Genomic DNA, 26,918 nt, shown 5'->3' on the forward strand with positions numbered 1-26,918 from the left:
GCCCCGCTCCCATTCGCGGCACTCCATGCGTCCGGTGGCGGTCCTCTTCCCCCCGCGAGCGCTTCCCCGGCGCCCTGGAACTGGGTTAAGGGGCCCGCATGTCGTCCGACGCCGAAGCCTTCTTCACCGTCCTGGAAGAGCTGGTCGACCAGGCCCGGCACCGCCTGCACGCCTGGAAGGGCCAGACGCAAGCCGCCCCGAGCCCGGAGTCCCCGCGCCCGCCCCTGGTAAAGACGGCCACCGCGCGCGTCGACCCCGCCTCCCTCCTGAAGGCCCAGGACCTGGCGCCCTATATCGACCACACGCTCCTCAAGCCGGAGGCGCGCGCCGAGGACGTCGTGCGCGTGGCCGAGGAGGCCCGTCAGTACGGCTTCGCCACGGTGTGCGTGAACAGCTGCCACGTGGCCACGGCCGCGCGGGTGCTGGCCGGTGCGTCCGCCGTGCCCATCGCCGTGGTGGGCTTCCCGCTGGGCGCCATGCTGCCCCAGGCCAAGGCCTTCGAGGCGCGCGAGGCCATCCGCGCCGGCGCGCGCGAAATCGACATGGTGCTCAACCTGGGCGCGCTCAAGGCCCACGACTACCAGCGCGTGCACCAGGACATCGCCGCGGTCGTGGAGGCCAGCCACCCGGTGCCGGTGAAGGTCATCCTGGAGACGGGCCACCTCACCGACGAGGAGAAGGTCGTCGCCTGCGCCCTGTCCAAGGCGGCGGGCGCCGCGTTCGTGAAGACGTCCACCGGCTTCGGGCCCGGCGGCGCCACGGTGAAGGACATCGAGCTGATGCGCGCGGTGGTGGGCGACGAGGTGGGGGTGAAGGCCTCCGGCGGCGTGCGGTCCGCGGAGGACGCGGTGAAGCTGCTGCGCGCGGGCGCCAACCGGCTGGGTGCGTCCGCGTCCGTGGCCATCGTCACCGGGCAGATTTCCACCGCGCAGTACTGACCTTCCAGCGCACACGAGAGCCCACCGTGACCCCGAAGCAGCGAGAGGACTTCCTCCAGCAATTGCTCGCGCTCCACGCGGAGCTGACCGGGAAGACGCCCCTGCGCATCGAGCCCAACCGCACCGACGAGGCGCGGGTGGGCGGCGACGAGGACGAGCAGCCCCTCAATGAGATGATGCAGACCATCGCCTCCAGCCGGAACCGCAACACCGACGGCACCCTGGCGCGCGTGGTGAAGGCCCTGGGCAAGCTGCGCGAGGAGCCGGACGCCTTCGGCGAGTGCGAGGAGTGCGGCGACGACATCCCCCTGGGCCGCCTCAAGGCCATGCCGTACGCGGAGTTCTGCGTCACGTGCCAGGGCAACAAGGACGGGCCCAAGGGGCCCGTGCGCCGCAAGCACCTCACCGACTACGACGGCTGAGCCGACACCCCCGCGCACGGTCGTCCCGGCGGTGCGCGCCCCCTTCCTCCTAACGACACGAGGCGACGCGCGATGGACACCACCGGACTCAGGGAGCGGGCGGAGGCGTGGCGCAAGGCGGATCCGGATCCGGAGACCCAGGCGGAGCTGGCCCAGGTGCTCGCGAAGTCGGACTGGGCGGACCTGTCGGACCGCTTCGCGCAGGACCTGGAGTTCGGCACCGCGGGCCTGCGCGGCGTGCTGGGCGCCGGCCCCAACCGGATGAACCGCGCCGTCGTGCGGCGCACCACGGCGGGGCTCGCGCGCTACCTCAAGGCCACCGTGCCGGACGTCACGTCGCGAGGCGTGGTGGTGGGCCGGGACGCGCGGCGCTTGAGCCGCGAGCTGGCGGAGGACACCGCCGCGGTGCTCGTCGCGGAGGGCATCCCCGCGCACGTCTTCCCGGAGCCGGTGCCCACGCCCGTCACCGCGTTCGCCGTGCTGCACCTGAACGCCGCCGCCGCGGTGATGGTGACCGCCAGCCACAACCCGCCCGAGTACAACGGCTACAAGGTCTACTGGGGCAACGGCGCCCAAATCGTCCCCCCGCAGGACGTGGGCATCGCGGACGCCATCGCGAAGGTGGAGCCCGCCAACCAGGTGCCGCTCCTCACCCCCGCCCAGGGCCGCGCCAAGGGGCTGTGGCGCGACCTGCCGGAGGACGTGGGCAACGTGTACCTGCGCGCCATCCTGGACCTGCGCCTGTACAAGAAGGGCAGCGACACGCTGTCCATCGTCTACACCGCCATGCACGGCGTGGGCGGCGCGTGGGCGGTGCTCGCGCTGAAGGAGGCGGGCTTCCCGCGCGTGACGCCGGTGGCGGAGCAGCAGCAGCCGGACGGCCGCTTCCCCACCGTGCGCTTCCCCAACCCGGAGGAGCCGGGCGCCATGGACCTGTCGCTCGCCACCGCCGAGCGCGTGAAGGCGGACGTGGTGCTCGCCAACGACCCTGATGCGGACCGGCTGGCGGTGATGGCGCGCGACGCGTCCGGCGGCCTGCGCCTGCTCACCGGCAACGAGGTGGGCGTGCTGCTGGGCCACTACGTGCTCACGCAGGGGGCGAAGGACGGCCGTGCGCACGTCGTCACCACCATCGTGTCGTCCACGCAGCTGGGGGAGATCGCGCGCGGGCTGGGCGCCGCCTACGACGAGGTGCTCACCGGCTTCAAGTGGATCGCCAACCGCGCGCTGGAGCGCTCGCGGACGGAGGGCACGCAGTTCGTCTTCGGCTACGAGGAGGCGCTCGGCTACACCGTGGGCACCGCGACGCGCGACAAGGACGGCGTGGGCGCGGCGCTGGTGTTCGCGGACCTGGCCGCGTGGTGCGAGTCGCGCGGCACCACCGTGCTGGGCTACCTGGAGGAGATCCAGCGCGCCTTCGGACTGCACGTGGGCGCCCAGCGCAACGTCACGCTGCCCGGGGCGGCCGGGGCCCAGACCATCCGCGCCATCATGCAGGCCTTCCGCGCCTCACCACCGGAGCGCATTGGCGGCACCCGCGTGAGCGCCGTGCGCGACTACCAGCAGGGCGAGGGCGGCCTGCCCCCGTCCAACGTCGTCGCCTTCGCGCTGGAGGGCGGCGGCCGCGTCACCCTGCGCCCGTCCGGCACCGAGCCCAAAATCAAGTACTACTTCGAGCACAAGGAGACGCCCGCCCCCGGCGAGCCGCTCCCCCAGGCCCGTCAGCGCGCGGAAGCGAAGCTGGCCGCCCTCATCGACGCCTTCCTCGTCCTCGCCCGCGAGCGCGGTCAGCCCGCCTGAGTTTCTTCGACCCCCTGAGTCCTGAATCACCCTTCAACTCCGGGCCGCGCGTGCTGCGTGGCGGCCCTTCACAGAAAGGAACCGCGTGAAGCGCTTCATTCCTGGTTTCCTCCTCGCCGTGCTCCTGGCCATCCCCGCTCCCGCGCTGGCGCAGCGCGGGCAGGGCTGGTCCGTGCTGGCGGCGGACACGGTGGGCGCGGGCCGCAACGTGTTCACCGGGCAGATTGGCTACCCCGGCCTGACGCTGGGCCTGCTGCATGGCGGCTCGGACCGGGTCGACATTGGCGGCAAGTTCTCCTTCAACTGGGGCCGCGAGGGCCTGGTGGACGCGACGGACGAGGGCCTCAAGCTGCAGCTGTGGCTGCGCATCATGCTGGCCAAGACGTCCAACGTGTCCTTCGCGCTCACCTTCCAGCCGGGCACGTTCGTCTACTTCCCGCGCAACAACACGGCCTTCGGCATGGTGTTCCCCGTGGGGTTCGTGGTCGGGATTCCCGTCGGCAGCGCGCTGACGCTCAACGCCGGCATCGACATCCCGTTCAACGTCTACATCGGCGAAGGCATCGGGCCGGTCATCCCCATCCTCTTCGGAGGCGGCCTGGAGTACTTCGTCAGCAACCAGTTCAACGTGAACTTCAACCTGCGGATGGGGCCGTCCATCTTCCCCCGCTTCGACGACAGCGCCTTCACCATGGAAGCGCTGGCGGGCGTGGCCTACCGCTTCTAATCCCAGCGGGCCTGGGCGGGGAGCAGCTGCTTCCCCGCCCGGGTGCGCGGGCCACTACCAGGACGACGTCTGCTCGGGCAGCTCCACCGTGAAGGTGCTGCCCAGGTTGACGCGGCTCTTCACGGTGAGCTTGCCGCCCATGCACTCCACCAGGGTGCGCGCCACCGTGAGGCCCAGGCCCACGCTCTTCTCCGGGGCCTTGGTCGTGTAGTACGGCGAGAAGATGGCCTGCAGCTCGTCCTCGAAGATGCCGATGCCGGTGTCCTTGACGAACACCTGGGGCCCGAAGTCGCCGAACATGTCCGGCATCTCCACGCCCACGTGCACCAGGCGCGGACGGTCCTTCACGTCCTCCACCGCGTCCACCGCGTTGCACACCAGCTCCGTCACCACCTGCTCCAGCTGACGGCGGTTGAAGACCACCGCGATGGGGTCCTCCGGGAGGATGACGCGCACGTCCGCGCGGCCCAGCCGGCCGTCCGCGCGCAGGTGGGACACCACCTCCGGCACCAGCTCGCGCAGGTCGAAGCGCTGGGTGTCCTTGGGGTTGGAGGGCCCCAGCGACAGCAGGTGCTGGCCGTGCAGGCGCATCTGCTCGCCAGCGACGCCCAGCTTGAGCAGCTCCTCCGGGTCCGGCGGCAGCCCCTCCGCCGCGCGGGCGCGCACGTGCGCCAGCGCCCGGTGCAGACCCACGCCCAGCTGGCCCATCTGCGTCGCCACGTCCGCGGCGAGCGTGCCCACGCGGGCCAGCTTCTCCATCCGCACCCAGCGCGTGCGCGGGTCCTGGAGCATCTCCTGGATGCCGCCCTGCTCGCGGTGCGCCTTGAGCTCCAGCAGGGTGTGGACGCGGACCTTCAGCTCCATCGGGTCCAGCGGCTCCGTCGTCAACAAGTCGTCCACACCTGCCTCCATCACCTCACGTCGCGTCTGGCGGTCCGCGGAAGGGGTGAGCATGAGAATGGGGAGCTGCGGGTGGCTCATCTCCTGGCGGAAGCGCCGGAACGCGGCCAGGCCCACCGTGCGGGCCTGCTCCACGTCCAGCAGGACCAGGTCCGCGGCCTGGCGGGACACCGCCTCCAGCGCGGCCGTCGCCCCGCGCGCGGGCAGCACGTCGTAGCCCGCCGGCGTCAGGATGGAGCGCACCCGCTCCGCGTCGCCCGCGTCCATGTCCACCGCGAGCACCCGCGGCCGGTGATGATGTGACGTCGAGCCCACAGCCGTCGTCTCCATTCACGCCACCCCGACCTGGAAGCCAGCCCCGAACACCATCCCGGGACCGGAGGAATGCTTCATGACCCCGGACAGGGCCACCCGCTGCGCCTGCTCGATGATCCATCCGCAATCCGACATGAACGTACTCTCATGCCAGCGCCGTGCCGGACGTCCAACAGGCGGCAGATCAGCTCACCCTGTAATTCTCCAAAAACGCGGTCCAATAAGGACGGGCGGTTGGCGGATCCCCCGAGGACTACCTGACGCAACAGGGCAGGTTGACGCTTCAGATTTGCTGAGTCGCGCTTGACCAAAAGTGGGTTTCGACCCGGGTGTGAGTATACCCGGGCCCCTCTCAAAATGGCCTACCGCGACTCCTGCTCGTAGGGGGTCCCCAGGGCGGCGGGGGCGTGCCCGCGCTGTCCCTGGAGGGCGAGGACGAGGAGTGTCAGCAGGTAGGGCAGGGCGAGGAGGAAGCCCTGCGGCACCACCTCGAGGAGCCAGGGAGCGCTCGACGCGAGGCCAATGCGCAGCGCGTTGCCGAAGGCGAAGAAGAGGGCGGCGGCGAAGGCGCCCAGGGGAGTCCACCGGCCGAACACCATGGCGGCCAGGGCCATGAAGCCCAGGCCCGCGGGGGTGTGCTGTTCGAAGCGGTCCAGGACGGCGGTGGACAGCACCGCGCCCCCCAGGCCCGCCATCAGCCCTCCGCCCAGCACGGCGGCCCAGCGCAGGCCGGACACGGACAGCCCCAGCGTGGCCACGGCGTGCGGCTTGTCGCCCACGGCGCGCAGCCGCAGGCCCAGGGGCGTGCGCGACAGCAGCAGGTGGAAGAGGAAGGGCAGGGTGAGCGCCAGGTACGTGGGCGCCGCGTGGCCGGACAGCGCGCCCAGCAGCGGCACGCCGGCGAAGCCCGGGAGGTCCCAGCGGGACAACTGGGTGATGGCGGGCGTGCCGTTGGGCCCGAAGAGGGACTCCAGCAGGAAGGTGCCGCCCGCCATGGCCACCAGGTTGAGGGCCATGCCGGAGACGACCTGATCCGAGCGCCAGCGGATGCTCAGGAAGCCGTGCACCGCCGCGAGGCCAGCGCCCGCGGCCATGCCCACCAGCACCGCGAGCGGGGTGGGGATGGCGAGCGCCGCCACGGCCGCGCAGAACGCGCCCATGCGCATCATGCCCTCCACGCCCACGCTCACCACGCCGGCGCGCTCGGACAGCATGGCGCCCAGCGCGGCGAACACCAGCGCGGGGGCCGCGTCCAGGGTGGAGAAGAGCAGCGAGTGGAGCACCTCAAGCACGGGGCACCTCCACCGCGGCCTGCCGCGCGCGACGCCGGTTCAAGAGCGCCAGCCACACCATCCGGCCGGCGACGAAGAGCAGCGCGAAGCCCTGGATGAGCTCCGGGAAGCTCTTGTGCACGCCCAGCAACTGCATGCGCGTGCCGCCCGCGCGCAGGATGCCGAAGACGGCCGCGGACACCGCCGCGCCCAGGGGGTGGTTGTTGCCGATGAGCGCGATGGCGATGCCGTCGAAGCCGTATGGCGCGCCCAGCGAGCCCGGGTAGCGGCCCTCCGTGCCCAGCACCAGCACCGCGCCCGCGAGCCCCGCGAGCGCCCCCGCGAGCGCCATGGCCCCGCCGGCCCTCCACAGGGTGGGGATGCCTGCCGCGCGCGCGGCCTCCGGCGTGAGGCCCACGGCGCGCGTCTCGTAGCCGGAGCGCGTGCGCGACAGCCACACCCAGACGGCCAGCGCGGCCACCAGCGCCAGCGGGAAGCCCAGGTTGAGGCGCGAGCTGTCGCCCAGCAGCCGGGGCAGCTGCGCGGTGGAGAGGATCTCCGGGGTGCCGGTGATGGAGGACTGGTGCCCCTGGGCCACGGCGCGCAGCGGGCCGATGACCAGCCAGTTGTCCACCAGGCTCACCGCCACCCAGTTGAGCATGATGGTGGAGATGACCTCGTGCACGCCGCGCTTGAGCTTCAGGATGCCGGCGATGCTGGACCACACCGCGCCGGCCATGGCCGCCGCGAGCAGGGCCAGGGGCACATGCAGGACAGCGGGCAGGGACACGTGCGCGCCGACGAGCGCCGCGGCCAGGGCGCCCCAGATCATCTGACCCTGCGCGCCGATGTTGAACAGGCCCACCTTGAAGGCCACCGCCACGGACAGGCCGGTGAGGGTGAGCAGCGCGGCCTTCATCGCGGCCTCGCCCAGGGGGCGCAGCACCGAATTGGCGTTGCCGCCCTCCAGGTACGCGGGCCAGTTGCCCACGCCGCCCCAGAGCATCTGGAGGTAGGCCTTCGTGGCGGTGTCCGCGTCGCGCGTGAGGGCGATGGTGAGCCAGCACACCGCGAGCGCCAGCAGCACGGAGAGCACCGACGGCAGCACCTGCCGCGTCCGCTCACCCATGGTCGGACTCCGCGCCCAGCATGCGGCGGCCCAGCTCGCGCTCGTCCAGGTCCTTGCGCGGGAAGTGCCCCGTCACGCGCCCCTCGTAGAGGACGTAGACGCGGTCGGACAGCGCCAGCACCTCCTCCAGGTCCAGCGACACCATCACCACCCCCGCGCCCCGGGCCCTGGCCTCACGCAGCCGCGCGTGCACCTGGGCCACCGCGCCGATGTCCAGCCCGCGCGTGGGCTGCACCACGACGAGCAGCTTCGGATCCGCGTCCAGCTCGCGCGCCACCACGACCTTCTGCTGGTTGCCGCCGGACATCGCCTGGAGCGCCATCGTCGGGTCGGGCGGGCGCACGTCGTAGGTGGTGAGCAGCTGGTTCGTGCGCTCGCGGCGTCCCTTGAAGTCCACCCAGGGCCCGCGCGCGAAGGGCGGCTGGCGGTGCCGGCCCAGCGCCACGTTCTCCTCCACGCTCATCGCCTTCACCACCGCGCGCGCCAGCCGGTCCTCGGGCACGTGCCCCACGCCGCGAGCCTTCGCCCGCGCCGGGGTGAGGCCCGCGAGGGGGCCTCCCAGCAGCGTGCCCTCGCCGCCGTCCAGGACGCGCAGGCCGGTGAGCACCTCGGCCAGCTCGCGCTGCCCGTTGCCGTCCACCCCGGCGATGCCGACGATTTCACCCGCGCGCACGGTGAGGCTCACGCCCTGGAGCGCCGGCCGGCCGTTGTCGCCCCGGGCCCGCAGGTCCTGCGCGTCGAGCACGACCGGGCCCGCGGTGCTGGCGCCGGGCCCGCCGGCCGCGGAGGATGGGACGCCCGCCTCCGTGCTTCTCGCGTCGTGCGCGCCGGCCCCCGCTTCCACGGGGCCCGGGGCGGACGTCGCGGGCACGCCGGTCAGCGCCGCGCCGCGCGAGCCCTCGCCCACCATCAGCGACGCCAGCGCGGAGACGGTCGTCTCGGACGCGCGCACCTCGGCCACGGTGCGGCCCCGGCGCATCACCGCCACGCGGTCCGCCACGCCCAGCACCTCCTTCAGCTTGTGGCTGATGAGCACCACCGTGCGCCCCTGCTGGACGAGCCCGCGCATCACCTGCGCCAGCTCGTCCGACTCCTGGGGCGTCAGCACCGCCGTCGGCTCGTCCAGGATGAGCACCTGCGCGCCCCGGTGCAGCGCCTTGACGATCTCCACCTTCTGCTGCGACCCCACCGTGAGCGTGTCCACGCGCGCTCGCGGATCCAACTGGAACCCGAAGCGCTTCGCCGTGGCCGCCACCTCGTCACAGGCCCGGTCCAGGTCCAGCAGCCCGCGCCGGGTGGGCTCGCGGCCCAGCACCACGTTCTCCGCCACCGTCAGCGTGGGTACGAGCATGAAGTGCTGGTGCACCATGCCAATGCCCCGCGCGATGGCGTCGCGCGGGCTCTTGAGCCGCACGGGCTTGCCGTCCATCAGGAACGTGCCCGCGTCCGGGTGGTACAGCCCGTACAGCACGTTCATCAGGCTGGACTTGCCCGCGCCGTTCTCGCCCACCACGGCGAGCAGCTCCCCCGGGACGATGTCCAGCGACGCGTCCTCCAGGGACACGCACGACCCGAAGCGCTTGGCGATGTGCTGGAGGGAGATCAGGGCGCGGCGACCTGGAAGGAGGACAGCTCCGCGGTGGTTCCCGGCACCGTGAGCTTCCCGGCGAGGATCTGCTGGCGCAGCGCCTCCACCTTCTGGAGCGCCTCCGCCTTGCCCGGGAAGTCCACGCGCACGTCGGCCATGCCCACGCCGTTCTCCTTCAGGCCCAGCACCTGCTCGCCCGCCGTCAGCTTGCCGTCCACCAGGTCCTTCGCCGCCTGGTACACGGCCAGGTCGCTGTGCTTCACCATGGAGGTGAGGATGGCGTCCGGCGCCAGGTGCGACTGGTCGGAGTCCACGCCAATGGCGAACACCGTCTTGCCCGCCGCGCGCGCCTCCTTCACCGCCTGGATGACGCCCAGCCCGTCCGTGCCCGCCGCGTGGAAGATGACGTCCGCGCCCTTGGCGATGAGGTCCTGCGCCACCTCCTTGCCCGACGACACGCTGTTGAAGCTGCCCGTGTACACGCCCATCAGCGCGTCCGCCGCCTTCGGGTTCGTGGTGCGCACGCCCGCGCGGTAGCCCACGTCGAAGCGCTTGATGAGCGGCACCTCGATGCCCCCCACGAAGCCCACCTTGTTCGTCTTCGTGACGAGCCCCGCCAGCGCGCCCACCAGGAAGCTGCCCTCCTGCTCCTTGAACAGCACCGTGCGCACGTTGGGCAGCGACTTCGCCTTGCCCTGCGCGTCCAGCAGCTGGCTGTCGATGAGCAGGAACTTCGCGTCCGGGTTCTCCGTGGCCACGTCACGCACCGCGTTGGCCAGCAGGTACCCGTTGCCGATGGTCAGCTTCGCGCCCTGCTCCACCAGCAGCTGGAGGTTGGGGGCGTAGTCCTCCTGCGCCTTGCTCTGGAGCACCAGCGGCTGGATGGGCAGCGGCTTCACCTCCGGTGCGAGCGAGGCCAGGTCGGAGGAGATGGACTGACGCACCTCGCCAGCGGGGGCGTCCACGTACCGGCCGCCCTCGTACTTCTTGCCGGCCGCCCACAGCTCCAGGCCGCGCAGGGACGCGTCGTTGAACGAGTGGTCCCCGCGCCCGCCCACGTCGATGACGAGCCCCACGACCAGGGGCTTCGCCTCGGACGGCTTCGTGGCGGTGGCGGACGGGGAGGGGGGCTTGGGGGCCTCTTCCGTCTTCTTGGAGCAGGCGCACAGGAGCGCGGCCAGGGCGAGCACGTGGAATGGGCGGAGCATCATGGGCTGGCTATCTACCAGATGAAGCCCGCCCTTTCCCTTTCCGTGGGAGTGCATGGGGAGGGGACTTCCTGCTATGGCCCTGCCCCGTGCAACCCTACGAGCTCATCAAGGCCAAGCGCGACGGCGGCAGGCTGGACCCGTCGGACATCCAGGCGTTCATCCAGGCGTACACCGCGGGCACCGTGGCCGACTACCAGATGGCCGCCATGTGCATGGCCATCTTCTTCAAGGGCCTGGACGCGCGCGAGCTGGGGGCCTGGGCCCGCGCCATGCTCAACTCCGGCGAGGTCCTGGACCTGTCCGACACGCCCGCCATCAAGGTGGACAAGCACTCCACGGGCGGCGTGGGCGACAAGGTGTCCCTGAGCCTCGCGCCCCTGGCGGCCGCCTGCGGCGTGCCCGTGCCCATGATCTCCGGACGCGGCCTGGGCCACACCGGCGGCACCCTGGACAAGCTGGAGTCCATCCCCGGCTTCCGCGTGGACCTGTCCACCGCGGACTATCGCCGGCTGGTGCGTGAGGTGGGGTGCTGTCTCATCGGCCAGACGGCCCAGGTGGCGCCCGCGGACAAGAAGCTCTACGCCCTGCGCGACGTGACGGCGACGGTGGACTGCATCCCGCTCATCGCGTCCTCCATCATGAGCAAGAAGCTGGCGGAGGGCATCGACGCGCTGGTGCTCGACGTGAAGGTGGGCAGCGGCGCCTTCATGAAGACGGCGGACGACGCGCGCGTGCTGGCCAGGACCATGATTGGCCTGGGCGCGGAGATGAACCGCAAGGTCGTGGCCCTGCTCACGGACATGGACCAGCCCCTGGGCCGCCAGGTGGGCAACGCCCTGGAGGTTCGCGAGGCGGTGGACATGCTCCGCGGCGAGGCGCCCGACGACTACACCGAAATCACCTACGCCCTCACGGCGGAGATGCTGGTGCTGGGCAAGAAGGCCGCCACCGTGGAGGAGGCGCGCGAGCAGCTGCGCCGCTCCGTGGAGGACGGCAGCGCGCTCAGGAAGCTCAAGGAGATCGTCCAGTCGCAGGGCGGCGACCCGCGCTCCATCGACGACTACTCGCTCTTGCCCACGGCGAAGGCCACGACGGACGTGGTCGCGCCCCGGGACGGCTTCGTCACCGGCATCCACACCGAAGGCGTGGGCCTGGCGGCGGTGGCGCTGGGCGCGGGGCGGCAGCGCGTGGACAGCCGGATTGATCCCGCGGTGGGCTTCACGCTGCTCAAGAAGGTCGGCGAGCCGGTGAAGCAGGGCGAGCCCGTGGTGCAGGTGCACTACAACGACGCGAGCCCCGTGGCGGACGTGAAGGCGCGGCTGCTCGCGGCCTACCAGTTTGGCGACCGGGCGCCCGCGGCCCGCCCGCTGGTGCTGGATCGGCTGGAGTAGGCGCGCCCCGCCCGGCAAGGCTCCCCACCATGGCCCCTTCGTTCCGAGACCTGCTGTCGGAGGTAAAGAAGGAGATCCGCGAGGTCTCCCATGAGCACGTCCGCCACCTGCTCGATGCGGGCACTGCGGTGAAGCTCATCGACGTGCGCGAGGGCGACGAATACGCGGGCGGCCGGCTCCCCGGGGCGCTGCACATCCCCCGGGGCTACCTGGAGCTGCGCATCGAGGAGCAGGCCGGGCGCGACGAGGAGGTCATCCTCTACTGCGCGGGCGGCACCCGCTCCGCGCTGGCGGCCCGGACCCTGCGGGAGCTGGGCTACACGCGCGTGGCGTCCCTGGCGGGCGGCTACAACCGCTGGAGCGACGCGGCCTTCCCGGTGGAGAAGCCGGTGGTCCTCTCCCCGGACCAGAAGGAGCGCTACCGCCGCCACCTCATCCTCCCGGAGGTGGGGGAGGCGGGGCAGGCGAAGCTCCTGAAGTCCAGGGTGCTGCTGCTGGGCGCGGGCGGGCTGGGCTCACCCGCGGCGCTGTACCTGGCCGCCGCGGGCGTGGGCACGCTGGGCATCGTGGACGCGGACGTGGTGGACCTGAGCAACCTCCAGCGCCAGGTGCTGCACACCCTGGAGCGCCGGGGCCAGCCCAAGGTCCAGAGCGCGAAGGCCGCCATCGAGGCGCTCAACCCGGACGTGAAGGTGGTGCCCTTCCAGGAGCGGCTCACCACCGCCAACGTGGAGCGCATCCTCGCGGACTTCGACCTGGTGCTGGACGGCGGGGACAACTTCCCCACCCGCTACCTGCTCAACGACGCGTGCGTGCTCGCGGGCAAGCCCAACATCCACGGCTCCGTGTTCCGCTTCGAAGGCCAGGTCACCACGTTCATCCCCGGCGAGGGGCCCTGCTACCGCTGCCTGTACCCCGTGCCGCCCCCGCCGGAGCTGGCGCCGTCGTGCGCGGAGGCGGGCGTCCTGGGCGTGCTGCCGGGGCTCATCGGGATGCTCCAGGCGACGGAGGCCCTCAAGCTGCTGCTGGGGGTGGGCGAGTCCCTGTCGGGGCGCCTGCTCACCTTCGACTCGCTGGGCACGCGTTTTTTAGAACTCAAGCTGCGCCGGGATCCGGAGTGCCCCGTGTGCGCGCCGGGTGCGGAGGTGACGCTCATCGACTACGAGCACTTCTGCGCGACGGGGGGCTGACGGGCCGCCCCGGCGGGTCACGAGGCGTCCTCCTCCCTGGCGGGACGGGGATGCATTTTCAGGAACAACGGTCCGGACGAGGCCGCGTATGATGCCGCCGGCCTGGAGATGGGGTCGCGGTGGAACGTGACCCGGTCGGGCCCGCGGTGCAGCGGTAGGGAGATGACGGCGATGTCTGAGCAGAACGAGAACCAGGTCAACAGGGCGGATGACCGGCGAGACTCGCCCCGCGTCCCCATGCGGCTGAAGGTCCGTTGGGAGGGCGGCACGGAGAGCTTCCTGGACCGTGCGGGCGACCTGTCCCTGGGCGGTGCGGGGTGGGTGGGTGAGGCGCTGGAGCCCGGAAAGCCCGTGGAGGTGCGCTTCGCGCTGCCTCCGTCCCTGGAGGAGGTCCAGGTGGGTGGCGTGGTGCTGCCGCCCAAGGCGGGGGCGGAGGGCCCGGTGGTGCGCGTGCGCTTCCTGGAGCTGCCGGTGGAGGTGGAGCTCGCCATCGCGAAGCACCTGGACGAGCAGCTGTCGGGTGGCGGTCGCTAGACGCAGCCAGGATGGACGGGCACCCGTGACGGGGCCCGCGAAGGAGGGCGGCATGGCGGACGAGATTCCCTGGGAGCGACTCTTTGAAGAGGCCCTGCGGGTGCGTCAGCGCGCGCACGTGCCGTACTCCCGCTTCCCGGTGGGGGCCGCGGTGCTGTACGCGGACGGCTCGGTGGTGACCGGCTGCAACGTGGAGAACGCCACCTATGGCCTCACCGTCTGCGCCGAACGCAACGCGTTCGCCGCGGGCGTGGCCCAGGGCCAGCAGAAGCCCGTGGCGGTGGCCGTCGTCGTGGACACCCTGGAGCCCTGTCCCCCGTGCGGCATGTGCCGTCAGGTGATGACCGAGTTCGCCGGGTTGGACCTTCCGGTGCGCAGCCGCACCCTCAACGGGAGCGAGGCGCGCTATTCGCTCGGCGAACTGCTGCCGCACGCCTTCACCCGCGCTTTCCTCTAAGGGCTCCTCCGCGTGGACCTGCTGCTGACCAATGCCACCGTCGTGACCATGAACCGCGAGCGGGAGGTGCTGCCGCGCGCGGACGTGCTCGTCCAGGATGGTCGCATCGCGAAGGTGGGCCGGGGCCTGAAGGTGAAGGGCCCCCGCCGCCTGCTGGACCTCACCGGCCAGGTGGTGATGCCCGGCCTCATCCACGGCCACCTGCACGCCTGCCAGACGCTGCTGCGCGGCCACGCGGACAAGCGGGAGCTGCTGGACTGGCTGCGCGAGCGCATCTGGCCCATGGAGGCGGCGCACGACGCGGCGTCCCTGCGCGCCAGCGCGGACCTCACCTTCGCGGAGCTCATCCGCTCCGGCTCCACGGCCGCGCTCGACATGGGCACCGTGCACCACTACGACGCCGTCTTCGAATCCGCGCGCGACAGCGGCTTCCGGCTCGTCGGTGGCAAGGCGATGATGGACTCCGGCGCGGAGGTGCCCCGGGGCCTGCGCGAGACGACCGCGGACTCCCTGTCGGAGAGCCTGGCGCTCCTGGAGCGCTGGCACGGCACGCACGACAACCGCCTGCGCTACGCGTTCGCCCCGCGCTTCGCCCTGTCCTGCACTCCGGAGCTCCTGCGCGAGGTGGGGCGGCTGTCGCGCGAGAAGGGCGTGCGGATCCACTCGCACGCCAGCGAGAACTTCAAGGAGACGGACGTGGTCCGCCAGGTCACCGGCCAGGACAACATCGCCTTCTTCCACGGGCTGGGGCTCACCGGGAGCAACGTCACCCTAGCCCACTGCGTCTGGGTGGAGGGCAAGGAGCAGGCGCTGCTGCGCGAGTCGGGCACGGTGGTGTGTCACTGCCCGGGCTCCAACCTGAAGCTCGCGTCGGGCTACGCGCGGGTGCCGGAGCTGCTGGCGGACGGCATCCCCGTGGCGCTGGGGGCGGACGGCGCGCCCTGCAACAACACGTTGGACCTGTTCCACGAGATGCGGCTGGCCTCCGTGCTGCACAACCCGCGCGTGGGCCCGGTGGCGATGACGCCCATGCACGTCCTGGAGATGGCCACGCTGCACGGCGCGAAGGCCCTGGGGCTGGAGGACGAGGTGGGTTCGGTGGAGGTGGGCAAGCGCGCCGACCTCACGGTGGTGGACACGCGCGGCTTCCACTTCTGCCCGCTGCCGGAGGACGTCACCGGGCCGCTGGTGTACTCGGCGCGCTCCACGGACGTGTCGCACGTGCTCATCGACGGCAAGCTGGTGCTGCGCGAGGGCGAGCTGACGACGATGGACGCCTCCGCGGTGCTCGCCAACGCCCGCACGCAGGCGACGAAGCTGTTCGCCCGCGCGAAGCTGCGCTGATTCAGCGGGGCAGGCGCAGGACGAAGGACGTGGACCAGCCCTCCGAGTCCTCCACGGCCAGCCGCCCGCCGTGGGCCTCCGCCGCCAGTCGGGAGAAGTACAGCCCCAGGCCGTAGCCCCGGCGGCCCTCCTTCTCGCGGCTGCCCTGGGTGTACTTGTCGAAGAGGGACTCCCTGGCCTCCGGCGGGATGGCGATGCCGTCGTTGCGCACCGCCAGCCACTGGAGTCCTTCGGTTTCGCCCGCCTCCAGGCGCACCCGCCCGCCCGACGGCGCGTAGCGGAGCGCGTTGGTGGCCAGGTTCTCCACCACGCGGATGAGCAGGCCCGCGTCGCCCACGATGTGGAGGTTCGGGGTGGACGCCAGCTCCAGCCGAATCTTGCGCAGGCGGGCCGCGCCATCCAGGGAGCGGCGCACCTCGTCCAGCAGCGGCGCCACCGGGAAGGGCTGCTTGCGCGGGGACAGCCGGCCCTGCTCCAGCCGGGGCACGTCCAGCAGGTCGGAGATCATCCGGTCCAGCCGCGCGGTGACGGCGAGCCCCGTGCGCACCGACTCCACCAGCGGCGTCCCGACGGGCAGCTCCTGCTCCATCCACGACAGCGACAGCGTCACGGCGGACAGGGGCGAGCGCAGGTCGTGCACCAGGAACTGCATCAGCTGCTCCTGGTGGGCCTGGAGCGTCTCCAGCTGGGTGTTGCGCGCGTGGGCCTCCGCCAGCATCCGCTCGATGGTGCGGTGGGCGTCCTCCACCTCGGAGGTGCGGCGGGCCTCCAGCTGCCGGGCCACCTCCGCGCGCGACAGGTCCATGGCCAGCTGCCGCAGCCGCCCGGTGCCGTAGTGGCTCACCGCCGCGACGAGGAACAGCGTCACCGCCGCCACGGCCACCGCGCCAGGGCCCACGCCCGCGTCGCGCATCAGCACCGCCTGGCCCAGCGTCGCCAGGCCCGCGGTGCCGTAGACGAGCCAGGGCATCAGCTCCAGGCCGCTCAGCGCCACCACCAGCGCGAAGAGGCCCAGGCTGAAGCCCGCCACGCCGGCGGGGAAGGGGGACACGGGCAGCGCCAGCATCTGGAGCCCGAACACCAGCGCCACGTCCACCACGGGCTGCGCGACGCTCAACTGCCGCGTCACGGGCCGGGAGCGCAGCGCGAACAGCAGGGCCACCACCAGGCCGTAGCCCGCGAGGATGAGGGGGTAGTGGGCCCAGTCCCGGGCGCCGGACAGGTACAGCCCCGTGCTCACGGCCAGGAACACGACCGTGCCCACGAGCCGCACCACCGCCCCCGCGCCCAGCACGCGCTGGCGCTGGGTGTTCACCACCCGCGCGAGCTCGTTCTCAAAGGCTGCGGGGAGGGCGGTGTCCATGCGACACGTCCGTTTTCACCGCTTCTTCCCCTCGCGGCAAGTTCACGGCCGCGCGTCTTTCGCGACCCCCGGCCGCCGCTTAGGGGAAGGGGACGGTGGGAGGGGGCCGGCTGGTGGCCCTGGTCCCGGCCGGGCCAGCGGGCGGCGGCGGGTTGGGGGCAATCATCCGGGCGGGGTGGGCGTAGTCAGGGTGACAAGAGCCTTCCAGCCGGGTGCTTGTGGGCGGCGGAGTTCGTGTAAGGTGCCTGGGATTACGCACAGGTGGAGGTGAGTGCCGACATGTGGCAACGATTCAAAAGAGCGATGCGGAGCTTCGCGGGCTTCTTCGTCTCCTCCATCGAGGATCCGGAGCTGATTCTCGAGCAGAACATCCGTGACCTGAACGACCAGGTCCCCAAGATGAATGAGTCCATCGCCATGGTCCGGGCGAATGTGACGCTGCTCGAGAAGGAGAACCTGAAGTACCAGCAGGACGTGCGGGAGCTGACCGCCAAGGTCAAGGCCGCCATCCAGGCGGGCCGTGACGACCTGGCCGGCACCTACGCGACCAAGCTGCAGGGCGAGAAGGAGGCCCTGGCGCGCAACCAGGCGCAGCTGGACATCGCCAAGCAGGCCTATGAGAAGGCGCTGAACGTCAAGAAGGCGTTCATGCGCGAGAAGGACAAGAAGACCCAGGAGGCGATGAACGCCGTCCGGGACGCCCGGCGCGCCAAGTGGCAGGCGAAGGTCGCCGACACGATGGAGTCCTTCACCGTCGCCGGCGTGGACTCCACGCACGACGAGATGCTCCGCAAGGTGCAGGAGAAGACGGCCATCAACGAGGCGCGCATGCAGATGGCGCTGGAGTCGGTGGACCACCAGGCCGCGGCCATCGAAGAAGAGGCCGAGAAGATCCAGGGCGACGAGCTGGTCAAGCAGTTCAAGATGGAGATGGGCCTCCTGGACAGCCCCGCGCCCGTGTCGGACGTGGGTGCTGGCACCGAGAAGACCATCGGCAAGAAGGTGGAGATCAAGTAGGTCTCCGCCCATGAAAGAGGCCGGCGCACACGGATGAAGCTGCACCGCGGACCCGGCCTCTTTCTCTTCCTCGCGCTCTGTGTCCTGGGCGCGGGGTACGTCTTCGCCTCGCGGGCGGGGTACCTCGACCGCCTGCAGGCGCGCTTCTTCCCGTCCACCCGCGAAGCCGTGCGGCTGTCCCCCGGTGACTTTCCCGCCGGCGTGGCGGCCCCGGTGGCGGACGTGGCGTCCGTGCCCCTGCGCCCCGTGCTCATCGGCTTCACCGCCCGGGGCTCCGCCGCCGCGCTGCTGGTGGCCACCGGGGGCGCCACCACGCTGGACAACCCGGTCGTCCCTCCGGGCGCGGCCCAGGGGCTGCTCAAGACGGCGTACGCGCTGGATGCCCGCGCGGTGCTCTTCGCGCGCGAGGAGGAGCTGAAGCAGGCCCTGTCCGTGGGCGCGGAGAACGGCGGCGTGGACATGGCGGCGCTGTCCGTGGACCGGCTCGCCTCCTGGGTGCCCACGCTCCGGGACGCGGCGCCGCGCACGGTGCTTCTGGTGGGGCGCAGCCGCGGCCAGGAGGCGATGGCGGCGGTGGGCGTGCCGGACCTGGCCAGCCTGCGCGGCAAGCGGATGGGCGTGTACCCGTTCGGCTCCTCGCACTACTTCGCCCTGTGGGTGCTGGCGCGCGCGGGGCTGCGGACCTCGGATGTCCGCTGGGTGGACCTGCCCTCCACGCTGGACGCGGGCCGGGCCTTGAGGGAGGGCCGGGCGGACGCGGTGGTGGGGCTGTGGGGCGACGTGGAGCTGGCCGCGCGCGACCGGGGCGGGGCCGTGCTGGCCACGACGGCGGACGCGCCGCACCTGCTGGCCACGGTGCTGGTGGCGCGTGGGGACTTCGCGGCGCGCTATCCGGACGGGGTGCGCCGGGTGCTGCGGGGTCTGCTGGACGCGGGGCAGGGTGTGCTCAAGGACCCGACGGCCGGGGCGCGGCTCTTGGGGGAGGTGGCGCCGTACCTGGGCGACCCTTCGGAGGCCATCCGCAGCGCGCCGCCCGCGACACTGGCGGACAATCGGGCGTTCTTCGGCCTTTCCGGCGAGGCGCCAGTTACCTATGACGAGTTGTTCCAGAGCGCCGCGGCGCTCTTCCAGAAGCTCAAGCGCGGTACGGCGCCGCCCCCCGCGGAGGACACGCGGGACCTGGGCGCGCTGAAATACGTCTCCGAGGCGCGTGGGCCCTGAGCGGGAAGGGGAGTCGGACGTGGCGAAGACACCGAACTACATCAAGGCCGCGTTCCTCCTGCCGGCCAACCTGGTGGGCCTGACGACGGCGGCCATGTCCAGCGCGGTGACGCAGGAGCCGCTGCCCATGCTGGTGGCGCTGGGCGTGGAGGGCCTGTACCTGGGCGTCCTCTCGTCCATGAAGCGCTTCCAGCGCGCAGTCCGGGCGAAGACGCCGGACAACCCGGAGGCCGCCCAGGCGGCGGTGGACGCGCTGCTCACGGACCTGGCGCCGTCCCAGCGCGACCACTACCAGCAGCTCGTGGGGCTCAAGGAGAAGATCCTCGCCAACTACCGCAAGCTGCCCGGGGGCCGCGTGCTGGTGGCGGACAGCGAGCCCAAGCTGGACGCGCTGCTCACGTCCTTCCTGCGCCTCATCTCCGCGCTCAACCAGTACCGCACGTACCTGAGCGGCGCGGACCGCGACCACCTGCAGGGTGAGGTGGCGGCGCTGGAGGCGGAGGTCGAGGGGGAACCCAACCCGCGCCTCAAGGACGTGAAGGGCAAGCGCCTGGAAATTCAACGCAAGCGCATGGCGCGCTTCGACCAGGCGGGCGAGAGCCGCGAGGTGGTGAGCCACCAGCTGGCCGGCATCGAGGACCTGATGCGGCTGACGCACGAGCAATCCATCACCATCCGCGATCCGGAGAGCGTCAACCGGCAGCTGGACGTGCTCTCCGCGGAGACGGAGTCCACCGACGAAACGGTGCGCCAGATGGAGCGCTTCCTGGAGTTCACCGAGGAGACGCGCGGGCCGCTGCCGCATGGTGGCGGTCGCGTGCGGTAGACCGGGCACGGGGCCGCCTGCCGGGACGCCCCGTCAAAACTTGTCCGACAGCCGGACAGGTTGGGCCTGGGGGCGCCCGCGAGGCACCTGTTCACCGTGGCACCTTGGGGGCGTGGCGGGGGGCCGCGAGGGCGCACGAATAGATTGACTCTCCGGCGCAGGCATCCTGTCCTGCCGCCCATGCTCCGCCGCGTTGGTTTTCTTCCGCTGCTCCTGTTGTTGGTCGTGTTCGCCGGCTGCTCGCGCTGCGGGAAGGACGCGGCCGGTCCCGCGTCCTCGCCGGCCGGGGTGTCGCGCTACCTGCCGCGCACGGCGCAGGCGGCCGTCGTCATCGAGGACCTGGGGACGCTGGGGGAGAAGCTCGCGCGCTTCCAGAACCTCAAGGTGGCCTCGTTCGTCGCGCAGCTGCAGAACTTCCCCAGCGCGGAGCGCTACGTGTCCGCGGTGATGCGGCAGGTGGGGGTGGACCTGCGCAGCCGCAAGGCCCTGGAGGACGCCGGCATCGACCCGAAGCGCGGCGCGGGCGCGGCCTTCCTGGGGGGCACGCAGGCGGTGTCCGTCCTGGGCGTGAAGGACGCGGACAAGCTGAAGACGACCTTCGCCACCTTCGCCCGCACGCGGCTGGGCGCGTCGGAGGAGAAGGAGACGAAGTCGGACGCGGGGCGGCTCGTCACCTTCAGCCGGCCGGGGGCCACGGAGCCCGCGCTGGGCCTGCTCTTCCTCAAGCACGACCTGGTGCTCCTGTCCGCGGGCGCGTCCGTGAAGCGGCTGCCGGAGCTGGCGGCGCTGCCGGAGGAGAACTCCCTCGCGAAGGAGCCGGTGCTGGAGGCGTCGCTCAAGCGGCTGACGGGCGAGCGGGACTTCCACGTCTGGCTGCCGGGCGGGTCGGGCCTGCTGCCCGCGGGCACCGTCCAGGGCGTCACCTTCGCGGGCCACATCGAGGAGCGCGCGGTGACGCTGCGCGCGGACGCGCCGTGGCCGGACACGCAGGCGTCGCTCGCCGCGCTGGAGCCCAAGGGCGGGGAGGCGCTGGCGGGCTGGCTTCCCCAGGACAGCTTCTTCGTGGCGCGCTTCCGCGGGGACCCGGCGCAGCTGGACGGCGTGTGGCCGTACCTCGCCGGCACGCAGGTGACGCGCGCGGTGCAGCAGGCGGGCTTCAACGTGAAGACGGAGGTGTTGGACAACCTCAAGCCGGGCATGGTGCTGGCCCTGTCGCTGTCGCCCAGCGTCAACCTGGGCTCGGGCCTGCCGGACCTGGACCTGCGGCGCACGAACCCCTTCCGCTTCGTCAACCTGGTGGCCATCGCGGAGACGAAGGACGTGGCGAAGGGGCAGGCCACGCTGGAGAAGGTGCCCGGCTTCGCGGGCGGCTTCGGCGCGAAGGTGGAGCCCGTGGAGCTGAGCGGCCAGAAGGCCTACCTCACGTCGTACCGCGCGGGCGAGGGCGCGCACTTCGCGCTCACGAAGGACGGCAAGCTGCTGCTCGCGGCGCCCCGCGCGCGGCTGGAGTCGTCCCTGGCCGCGCTCGCGCAGCCGGCGGGCACGGGCCCGGTGTCGGAGGACCTGAAGTCGGTGGGCAGGGACGCGGCGTTGGTGATGCTCCTGGACCTGCGCCGGCTGTCGGACGCGGTGAAGGCGCTGCCGTCCTCCGCGTGGGGCATTGGCGGCTTCGCCATCAAGGCCACCACGGTGCGCTGGCTGGACGCCACCGACGACCTGCGCGCCGTGACGCTGTCGCTGTCGCGCAAGGACAAGGCGCTGCAGGCCGAAATCTCCCTGCGGCTGACGCCCGCGCCGGCCACCACCACCACGACTCCGGCCACCCCTTGATTCGCGCGCGTGACGTCGTGAAGGAGTACGAGGACGGCGAGGGCGCGCGGGTGCGGGTGCTCGACGGCGTGTCCTTCGACGTGGCGTCCGGGGACTTCGTCGCGGTGGTGGGCGCGTCCGGCAGCGGCAAGTCCACGCTGCTGCACCTGCTGGGCGGCCTGGACGTGCACTACGAGGGGACCCTGGAGGTGGGCGGGGTGAAGCTCTCCGGCCTGCGCGACCTGGAGCTGGCGCGCTTCCGCAACACGCACGTGGGCTTCGTCTTCCAGTCCTTCCACCTCATCCCCAACCTGTCGGCGCTGGAGAACGTGCTGCTGCCCTCGCACTTCGGCGCGGTCATCCCGGACGCCCGCAAGCGCGCAAGCCAGCTCCTGGAGCGCGTGGGCCTGGGCGCGAAGCAGGACCGGGAGCCGGTGCGCCTGTCCGGCGGCGAGCGCCAGCGCGTGGCCATCGCGCGGGCCCTCTTCGGAAACCCGAAGCTGCTGCTGTGCGACGAGCCCACGGGCAACCTGGACGCGGCCACGGGCGCGGGCGTCATCGAGCTGTTCCAGGAGCTGCACCGGGACGGGCTCACCGTGCTCGCCGTCACCCACGAGGAGCGCATGAGCGCGGTGGCGCGCCGGGTGCTGCGGCTCAAGGACGCGCGGCTCGTGGAGGAGCCCCCTCCGGTGGCGGCCCTGGCGTCGCGAGGTGCCCCGTGAGGTTGGATGCACTGTCACGACTGGTGAGGTTGTCGCTCGCGCGCGAGCGGCGGGGCGCGTTCTTCTCCGCCTTCGGCGTGGCCATGGGCGTGGGCGCGCTCGTGTTCTTCGTGGGGCTGGGGCTGGGGGTGGGGCAGGTCATCCGCGAGCGCATCTTCCCCACGGACTCGCGGCTGGTGGACGTGGTGCCCCCGTCGGTGTCGCTGGGTCTGCTGGGCGGCGGCAAGCTGGACACGGGCGCGGTGGAGCGCCTGCGCGCGCTGCCCGGCGTGGAGACGGCGTACCGGAAGATGAACGTGCGCGTGCCGGCGGTGACGCGCTACGACGGCACCTTCTTCGGCTCGCGCCTGCGCATGGGTCTGGAGGTGCTGGCGGTGGGCGTGGACCCCGGCCTCGTGCAGAAGGACGTGGGGCTCCCGGAGGCGAAGGACTTCAAGGACCCCGGCGAGGGCAAGGCCATCCCGGCGCTCATCTCCACGCGCCTGCTGGAGCTGTACAACAAGACGTTCGCGCCCGCGCGCAAGCTGCCGCAGCTGTCCGCGGAGATGCTCATCGGCTTCGGCTTCCCGGTGGAGTTCAACCGCTCCTACGTGGCGGCCACGTCGGGCGGTCCCAGCTCCACGCAGCAGGCGCAGGTGGTGGGCGCGTCCGACCGGGCCATGCTCGCGGGCATCACCATCCCCCTGGACACGGCGGTGCGCATCAACCGCGCGGCGGGCGCGGACGCGGACAGCTACACCGGCGTCACCCTGGTGGCGGCCGACCCCTCGCACGTCCCGGCGCTGGTGGCGGCGGTGCGGGGCATGGGCTTCGAAATCGATGATCAGGAGCGAAGGCTCGCGGAGAACGCGGGCGCGGCGGTGGCGCTCACCACGTCCGCGCTGGCGCTGTTGTCCATCCTCATCTGCGTGCTGGCCGCGGTGAACATCACCCACGCCATGTCCGCGTCGGTGCGCGCCCGGGCGAAGGAGATTGGCGTGATGCAGGCGGTGGGCGCGTCGCGCGCGGACGTGCGCTCCATCGTCCTGGCGGAGGCCAGCGTGGTGGGCCTGCTGGGGGGCGCGGCGGGGACGGCGGCGGCGCTGGTGCTGGCCTTCGCGGTGGACCGCTTCGCCGCGGGCTACCTGCCCGACTTCCCCTTCAAGCCCGACAGCTTCTTCTCCTTCCCCGCCACGGTGCTGCTGGGCGGCGTGCTCCTGGGGCTCGTGGCCGCGCTCGCGGGGGCCTGGTTTCCCAGCAGCCGCGCCGCCGCCACGGATCCAGCCAGGACGCTCGCGGGATGACGGGCCCGCGCCGCCGGACGTGGGTGTCCAACGCCCTGTGCCTGGGGGCGCTGGGCTGGCTCTACGGTGGCGAGCTGGTGGACGCGCTGCGCGTCCGGACCGAGGAGGTCTCCGCGCTGACGTCGTCCCCCTCCGTCGTGCGCGCGGGCGTCGTACTGGGCCTTTCGGCGGTGGGGCTGGGCGTGGGGCTCTGGGGGCTGCTGCGCCAGCGGCCGGAGGGCTTCAAGGGCTACCGGCTGCTGCCCATCCTGCTCGTGGGCGCGCTCTTCCTGGACCTGGTGCTGTCGGAGGGACGCTCCCCGCTGGATGCGCCCGCGCAGGCCGTGGTGGCGCTGCGCGAATTCCAGGAGGCGGCGCGCAAGCACGTCACCCCGGAGGCGGTGCCCCTGGACGCGCGCGTCCTCCAGCCCCTCGTCGCCGCGCTGGGCACGCCCCCCTACCGGGAGCGCGGCGTCCAGGTGACGGCCTACGCACTCCAGGTGCGCCGCGACTGCGAGGGCCCCGCCCGTGACGCTTCCGGAGCGCGGCCCGGGACGCTGCTGTACTGTGTCTCCCAGGATGGCAAGCAGGCGTGGGTGACGCTGGTCGGGCTGCCCGCCGAGGTGCGCTGGGGGACGCCGGCCGTCTTCACCATCGGGGGCGAGCCGCGTTTCAGCCTCGTGCGCGCCGGCTCCCCAGAGGAGAATGGGGCCGAGCCCGCCATCGAGCTGGAACTCCCCGAAGCGGATTCGGGCGGCGAAGCCACGTCCCCTTCGCCGTGAATCCGGGCTGCTTGCAGGGCAAGCGGGCGGAAATAGGTCCGCGTGCGCGGTTGACCCTGCGGAGCCGCGATCGATAGGCTCCTCGCAAGGACTCGACCCCCACCCAAAGTGACGACCTCTCAACCGAAGCGGCAACCCATCCCGTTCGGGAAGTATCTCCTCCTGGACCGCGTCAACATCGGCGGCATGGCGGAGGTCTGGCGCGGCAAGCAGTTCGGCGCCAGTGGCTTCGAGCGGCTCGTCGCCATCAAACGAATCCTGCCGAACATCGCGGAGGATGAAGAATTCATCTCGATGTTCATCGATGAGGCGAAGATCAGCGTCCAGCTGACCCACGCCAACATCGCGCAGATCTACGAACTGGGGCAGATCGCCAGCAGCTACTTCATTTCGATGGAGTACATCCCCGGCAAGGACATGCGGGCCATCTTCGACCGCTGTCGCAAGAAGGGCGAACCGGCGCCGGTGCCGCTGGTCGCCTTCTGCGTGGCGAAGATGTGCGAGGGCCTGGACTACGCCCACCGCAAGAAGGACGGGATGGGGCGCGACCTCAACATCGTCCACCGGGACATCTCGCCGCAGAACGTGCTCGTGTCCTTCGAGGGCGAGGTCAAGGTCATCGACTTCGGCATCGCGAAGGCGGCGGGCAAGGCGACGAAGACGCAGGCCGGCATCCTCAAGGGCAAGTTCGGCTACATGAGCCCGGAGCAGATCCGCGGCCTGCCGTTGGACCGGCGCTCGGACGTGTTCGCCATTGGCGTGTGTCTCTACGAGATGCTCACCGGCGAGCGCCTCTTCGTGGGCGACAGCGACTTCAGCGTGCTGGAGAAGGTGCGCAAAGCGGAGGTGCCGTCGCCGTCCACGTACAACCGGCGCATCCCGGAGGCGCTGGAGCGCATCGTGCTCAAGGCGCTCGCGAAGGACGTGGACGAGCGCTACCAGTACGCGAGCGAGCTCGGTGACGACCTGCAGCGCTTCCTGCTCACGAGCGACTCCATCTTCAGCCGCAAGGACCTCATGCAGTACATGAAGTCCACGTTCGCTGAAGAGGTGGAGCGCGAGAAGCAGCGCCTGGCCGAGTACGCGGACATCCGCGCGCCGGACGGCATGCTGGCGGCCATCGAGGCGGGCTACAGCGGCCCGTCGCCGGTGCCCACGCAGAGCATGACCAACCTGCCGGCGGTGCAGCCGTCGTCCGCGCCGGCCGTGGAGCCGGTGTACACGCCGCCGCAGCCGCGGGCCTCCAGCCCCAACGCGGCGCCGCAGGGCGCCCGTCGCTCGCCCACGCTGGCCGCGCTGCCCAAGCTGACCGCCGCGCCCGCCGCACCCTCGCCCAAGGAGGACGAGGAGCTGGCGACGCAGATGGTGGACCGCGACGCCGTCTTCAACGACGCCCCGGAGCCCACCACCCAGCCCGGCGCCGCCATTGGCCGCGCCGTCACGCCGCTGGAGTCCCGCGCCGCCGTGCACGAGGAGGAAGAGGAGGAGCCCAGCACGCTCCCGCCGTCGTCCTCCGCGTACACCGTGGGGCCGCCGCGCCTGTCGCAGAACAACATGCCGGTGCTCAACGCCGCGCCCCCGCGCCCGTCGTTGACCAACGTGCCCACGCTGATGTCGCACGACGCTCCCGCGCCCCGGCCGACGCCGAACCGGGCCGGCGAGGGTCAGCTGCCGCGCATCGTCCGGCCGGACTCCCCGCCCGAGCCGATGCCGCCCCCGCAGCGTCCGTCCACGCCGCCCGTGCTGGGCAACCCCTCGCGGCCGCCGCCGTCGAAGGAGCCGCGCGCGAAGGAGGCCCCCGAAGTGGCCGCGGGCCCGGGCATGGGCCTGCGCGGTCTGGACAAGCGCCTGCTCTACAGCGTCATCGGCCTGGCGTCGCTGCTGATGCTGGTGGGGCTGGCGGTGGTGTTCAAGCCGAGCAGCCCCGCGCTGGGCTACGTCATGGTGGAGCTCAAGACGCCGGAGGCGAAGTCGACCGCCCGGGTGTCCATCAACGCGGGACCTGGCGAGGCGTTCCCCGACACGGGCTTCATCCTGAAGCAGGTGCCCGTCGGCAACACGCTGGTGGTGGTGACCGCGCCCGGCTTCGAGGCCTTCAACCAGTCCGTGATGGTGTCCGAGGGCACCAGCGCCGCCCCGGTGCGGGCGGTGTTGGTGCGGCAGGCTCGCCCGGTGGTGCTGGTGCTCAAGACGCGCCCCGATGACGCCGAGGTGAAGATTGAAGGGAAGGTGGCGCGCGCGCAGGGCAAGAGTGAGTCGGTCATCCGGGACTTCTCCGTCACGACCGACGCCCCGCTCGTGGAGGTGACCGCTCCGGGACACCAGCCCTTCATCCGGAACGTGGCCGTGAAGGACGGGGCCCTGGACTTTTCGGCCGTGCTGGAGCGCTCCGACCTGGAGGTGGTCATCACCTCCAACCCGCCGGGCGCCGCCATCTACCTGGGCAACAAGGACCTGGGCGTCGTCACCCCGAACCCGGTGCGGGTGCCGCCGGGGACGCGGGAGCTCACGCTGAAGGCGAAGTGCCACGTCGACGAGGACGTGGACGTGGTGGCGCCCACGCCGGGCGCCGTCATCAAGGTCGACGCCACGTTGAAGAAGCAGGCGCGTTGTCGCGATTGAGCGGTCGCGCTTAAGCTCGCCCCCTGAGAGTCCTCCCCCCGGATGTGGATGGGGGGAGTGACGCCGGAGGGGTTTCC

The 26,918-nt window shown here is 71.9% G+C and carries 23 protein-coding genes; 17 read left to right on the top strand and 6 right to left on the bottom strand.

Going from position 1 to position 26,918, the window contains the following annotated elements; all coding sequences use genetic code 11:
* Positions 1–98 precede the first annotated feature (98 nt).
* The 4 genes from deoC (at position 99) to OV207_RS29890 (ending at position 3,887) form a co-directional block, all read left to right on the top strand.
* Positions 99–938 carry a deoxyribose-phosphate aldolase gene (deoC, locus tag OV207_RS29875; RefSeq protein WP_267558454.1) on the top strand — a complete coding sequence of 280 codons (840 nt, stop codon included), beginning with the start codon at positions 99–101 and terminating at the stop codon, positions 936–938.
* Positions 939–964: 26 nt separating this feature from the next.
* Complete coding sequence (locus OV207_RS29880; protein WP_193349367.1) at positions 965–1,360, top strand: TraR/DksA family transcriptional regulator; 396 nt, start codon at positions 965–967, stop codon at positions 1,358–1,360.
* 72 nt (positions 1,361–1,432) lie between these two features.
* The gene (locus OV207_RS29885; protein ID WP_267558455.1) at positions 1,433–3,160 is read left to right on the top strand and encodes a phospho-sugar mutase; all 1,728 of its coding nucleotides are present in this window, start codon (positions 1,433–1,435) and stop codon (positions 3,158–3,160) included.
* A gap of 85 nt (positions 3,161–3,245) precedes the next feature.
* Complete coding sequence (locus OV207_RS29890) at positions 3,246–3,887, top strand: hypothetical protein (RefSeq protein ID WP_193349371.1); 642 nt, start codon at positions 3,246–3,248, stop codon at positions 3,885–3,887.
* 54 nt (positions 3,888–3,941) lie between these two features.
* Here OV207_RS29890 and OV207_RS29895 read toward each other — a convergent pair whose 3' ends face one another.
* The 5 genes from OV207_RS29895 to OV207_RS29915 all read right to left on the bottom strand — a co-directional run bounded on the left by OV207_RS29895 (position 3,942) and on the right by OV207_RS29915 (position 10,301).
* A complete protein-coding gene (locus OV207_RS29895; protein WP_193349372.1) occupies positions 3,942–5,117 on the bottom strand; it encodes a sensor histidine kinase in 1,176 nt (391 codons plus the stop codon).
* 347 nt (positions 5,118–5,464) lie between these two features.
* Entirely contained in the window at positions 5,465–6,394 is a 930-nt protein-coding gene (locus tag OV207_RS29900) for an ABC transporter permease (protein WP_267558456.1), read from the bottom strand.
* Positions 6,387–7,502: an ABC transporter permease gene (locus OV207_RS29905; protein WP_193349374.1), complete on the bottom strand. Its 1,116-nt coding sequence runs from the start codon at positions 7,500–7,502 to the stop codon at positions 6,387–6,389. The genes OV207_RS29900 and OV207_RS29905 overlap by 8 nt, the downstream gene beginning before the upstream one ends.
* A complete protein-coding gene (locus OV207_RS29910; protein ID WP_267558457.1) occupies positions 7,495–9,066 on the bottom strand; it encodes an ABC transporter ATP-binding protein in 1,572 nt (523 codons plus the stop codon). Before OV207_RS29910 ends, OV207_RS29905 begins: the two co-directional genes overlap by 8 nt.
* Positions 9,067–9,104: 38 nt before the next feature.
* Positions 9,105–10,301 (bottom strand): BMP family lipoprotein, encoded by a 1,197-nt coding sequence (locus tag OV207_RS29915; RefSeq protein ID WP_267558458.1) that lies wholly within the window; start codon positions 10,299–10,301, stop codon positions 9,105–9,107.
* A gap of 86 nt (positions 10,302–10,387) precedes the next feature.
* On the opposite strand from OV207_RS29915, the gene OV207_RS29920 reads away from it, so the two are divergent.
* The 5 genes from OV207_RS29920 (at position 10,388) to OV207_RS29940 (ending at position 15,217) form a co-directional block, all read left to right on the top strand.
* The gene (locus OV207_RS29920; protein ID WP_267558459.1) at positions 10,388–11,692 is read left to right on the top strand and encodes a thymidine phosphorylase; all 1,305 of its coding nucleotides are present in this window, start codon (positions 10,388–10,390) and stop codon (positions 11,690–11,692) included.
* 29 nt (positions 11,693–11,721) lie between these two features.
* Positions 11,722–12,882: a molybdopterin-synthase adenylyltransferase MoeB gene (gene moeB, locus OV207_RS29925; RefSeq protein WP_267558460.1), complete on the top strand. Its 1,161-nt coding sequence runs from the start codon at positions 11,722–11,724 to the stop codon at positions 12,880–12,882.
* Positions 12,883–13,053: 171 nt separating this feature from the next.
* A complete protein-coding gene (locus OV207_RS29930; RefSeq protein WP_267558461.1) occupies positions 13,054–13,416 on the top strand; it encodes a PilZ domain-containing protein in 363 nt (120 codons plus the stop codon).
* A gap of 52 nt (positions 13,417–13,468) precedes the next feature.
* Positions 13,469–13,873, top strand: coding sequence for a cytidine deaminase (locus tag OV207_RS29935; RefSeq protein WP_193349380.1), 405 nt, complete (start codon positions 13,469–13,471; stop codon positions 13,871–13,873).
* Positions 13,874–13,885: 12 nt separating this feature from the next.
* On the top strand, positions 13,886–15,217 hold the full coding sequence (locus OV207_RS29940) for a 5'-deoxyadenosine deaminase (protein WP_193349381.1): 1,332 nt from the start codon (positions 13,886–13,888) through the stop codon (positions 15,215–15,217).
* A gap of 1 nt (position 15,218) precedes the next feature.
* Here OV207_RS29940 and OV207_RS29945 read toward each other — a convergent pair whose 3' ends face one another.
* Positions 15,219–16,580: a sensor histidine kinase gene (locus OV207_RS29945; protein ID WP_267558462.1), complete on the bottom strand. Its 1,362-nt coding sequence runs from the start codon at positions 16,578–16,580 to the stop codon at positions 15,219–15,221.
* A gap of 279 nt (positions 16,581–16,859) precedes the next feature.
* Between OV207_RS29945 and OV207_RS29950 the strand changes: the two genes are divergently transcribed.
* The 8 genes from OV207_RS29950 to OV207_RS29985 all read left to right on the top strand — a co-directional run bounded on the left by OV207_RS29950 (position 16,860) and on the right by OV207_RS29985 (position 26,841).
* Positions 16,860–17,597: a PspA/IM30 family protein gene (locus OV207_RS29950; RefSeq protein ID WP_120545316.1), complete on the top strand. Its 738-nt coding sequence runs from the start codon at positions 16,860–16,862 to the stop codon at positions 17,595–17,597.
* A 33-nt stretch (positions 17,598–17,630) separates the two neighbouring features.
* Positions 17,631–18,818 carry an ABC transporter substrate-binding protein gene (locus OV207_RS29955; protein WP_267558463.1) on the top strand — a complete coding sequence of 396 codons (1,188 nt, stop codon included), beginning with the start codon at positions 17,631–17,633 and terminating at the stop codon, positions 18,816–18,818.
* A gap of 19 nt (positions 18,819–18,837) precedes the next feature.
* On the top strand, positions 18,838–19,644 hold the full coding sequence (locus tag OV207_RS29960) for a hypothetical protein (protein WP_193349384.1): 807 nt from the start codon (positions 18,838–18,840) through the stop codon (positions 19,642–19,644).
* 180 nt (positions 19,645–19,824) lie between these two features.
* Positions 19,825–21,474 carry a hypothetical protein gene (locus tag OV207_RS29965; protein WP_267558465.1) on the top strand — a complete coding sequence of 550 codons (1,650 nt, stop codon included), beginning with the start codon at positions 19,825–19,827 and terminating at the stop codon, positions 21,472–21,474.
* Positions 21,471–22,175: an ABC transporter ATP-binding protein gene (locus tag OV207_RS29970; RefSeq protein WP_267558466.1), complete on the top strand. Its 705-nt coding sequence runs from the start codon at positions 21,471–21,473 to the stop codon at positions 22,173–22,175. The genes OV207_RS29965 and OV207_RS29970 overlap by 4 nt, the downstream gene beginning before the upstream one ends.
* The gene (locus OV207_RS29975) at positions 22,172–23,458 is read left to right on the top strand and encodes an ABC transporter permease (protein WP_193349387.1); all 1,287 of its coding nucleotides are present in this window, start codon (positions 22,172–22,174) and stop codon (positions 23,456–23,458) included. The genes OV207_RS29970 and OV207_RS29975 overlap by 4 nt, the downstream gene beginning before the upstream one ends.
* Entirely contained in the window at positions 23,455–24,219 is a 765-nt protein-coding gene (locus tag OV207_RS29980) for a hypothetical protein (RefSeq protein WP_267558467.1), read from the top strand. The genes OV207_RS29975 and OV207_RS29980 overlap by 4 nt, the downstream gene beginning before the upstream one ends.
* Before the next feature lie 108 nt (positions 24,220–24,327).
* Positions 24,328–26,841, top strand: coding sequence for a serine/threonine-protein kinase (locus OV207_RS29985; RefSeq protein WP_267558468.1), 2,514 nt, complete (start codon positions 24,328–24,330; stop codon positions 26,839–26,841).
* The last annotated feature ends 77 nt before the right edge of the window (positions 26,842–26,918 follow it).

It is taken from the genome of Corallococcus sp. BB11-1, assembly GCF_026626625.1.
Classification (GTDB): domain Bacteria; phylum Myxococcota; class Myxococcia; order Myxococcales; family Myxococcaceae; genus Corallococcus; species Corallococcus soli.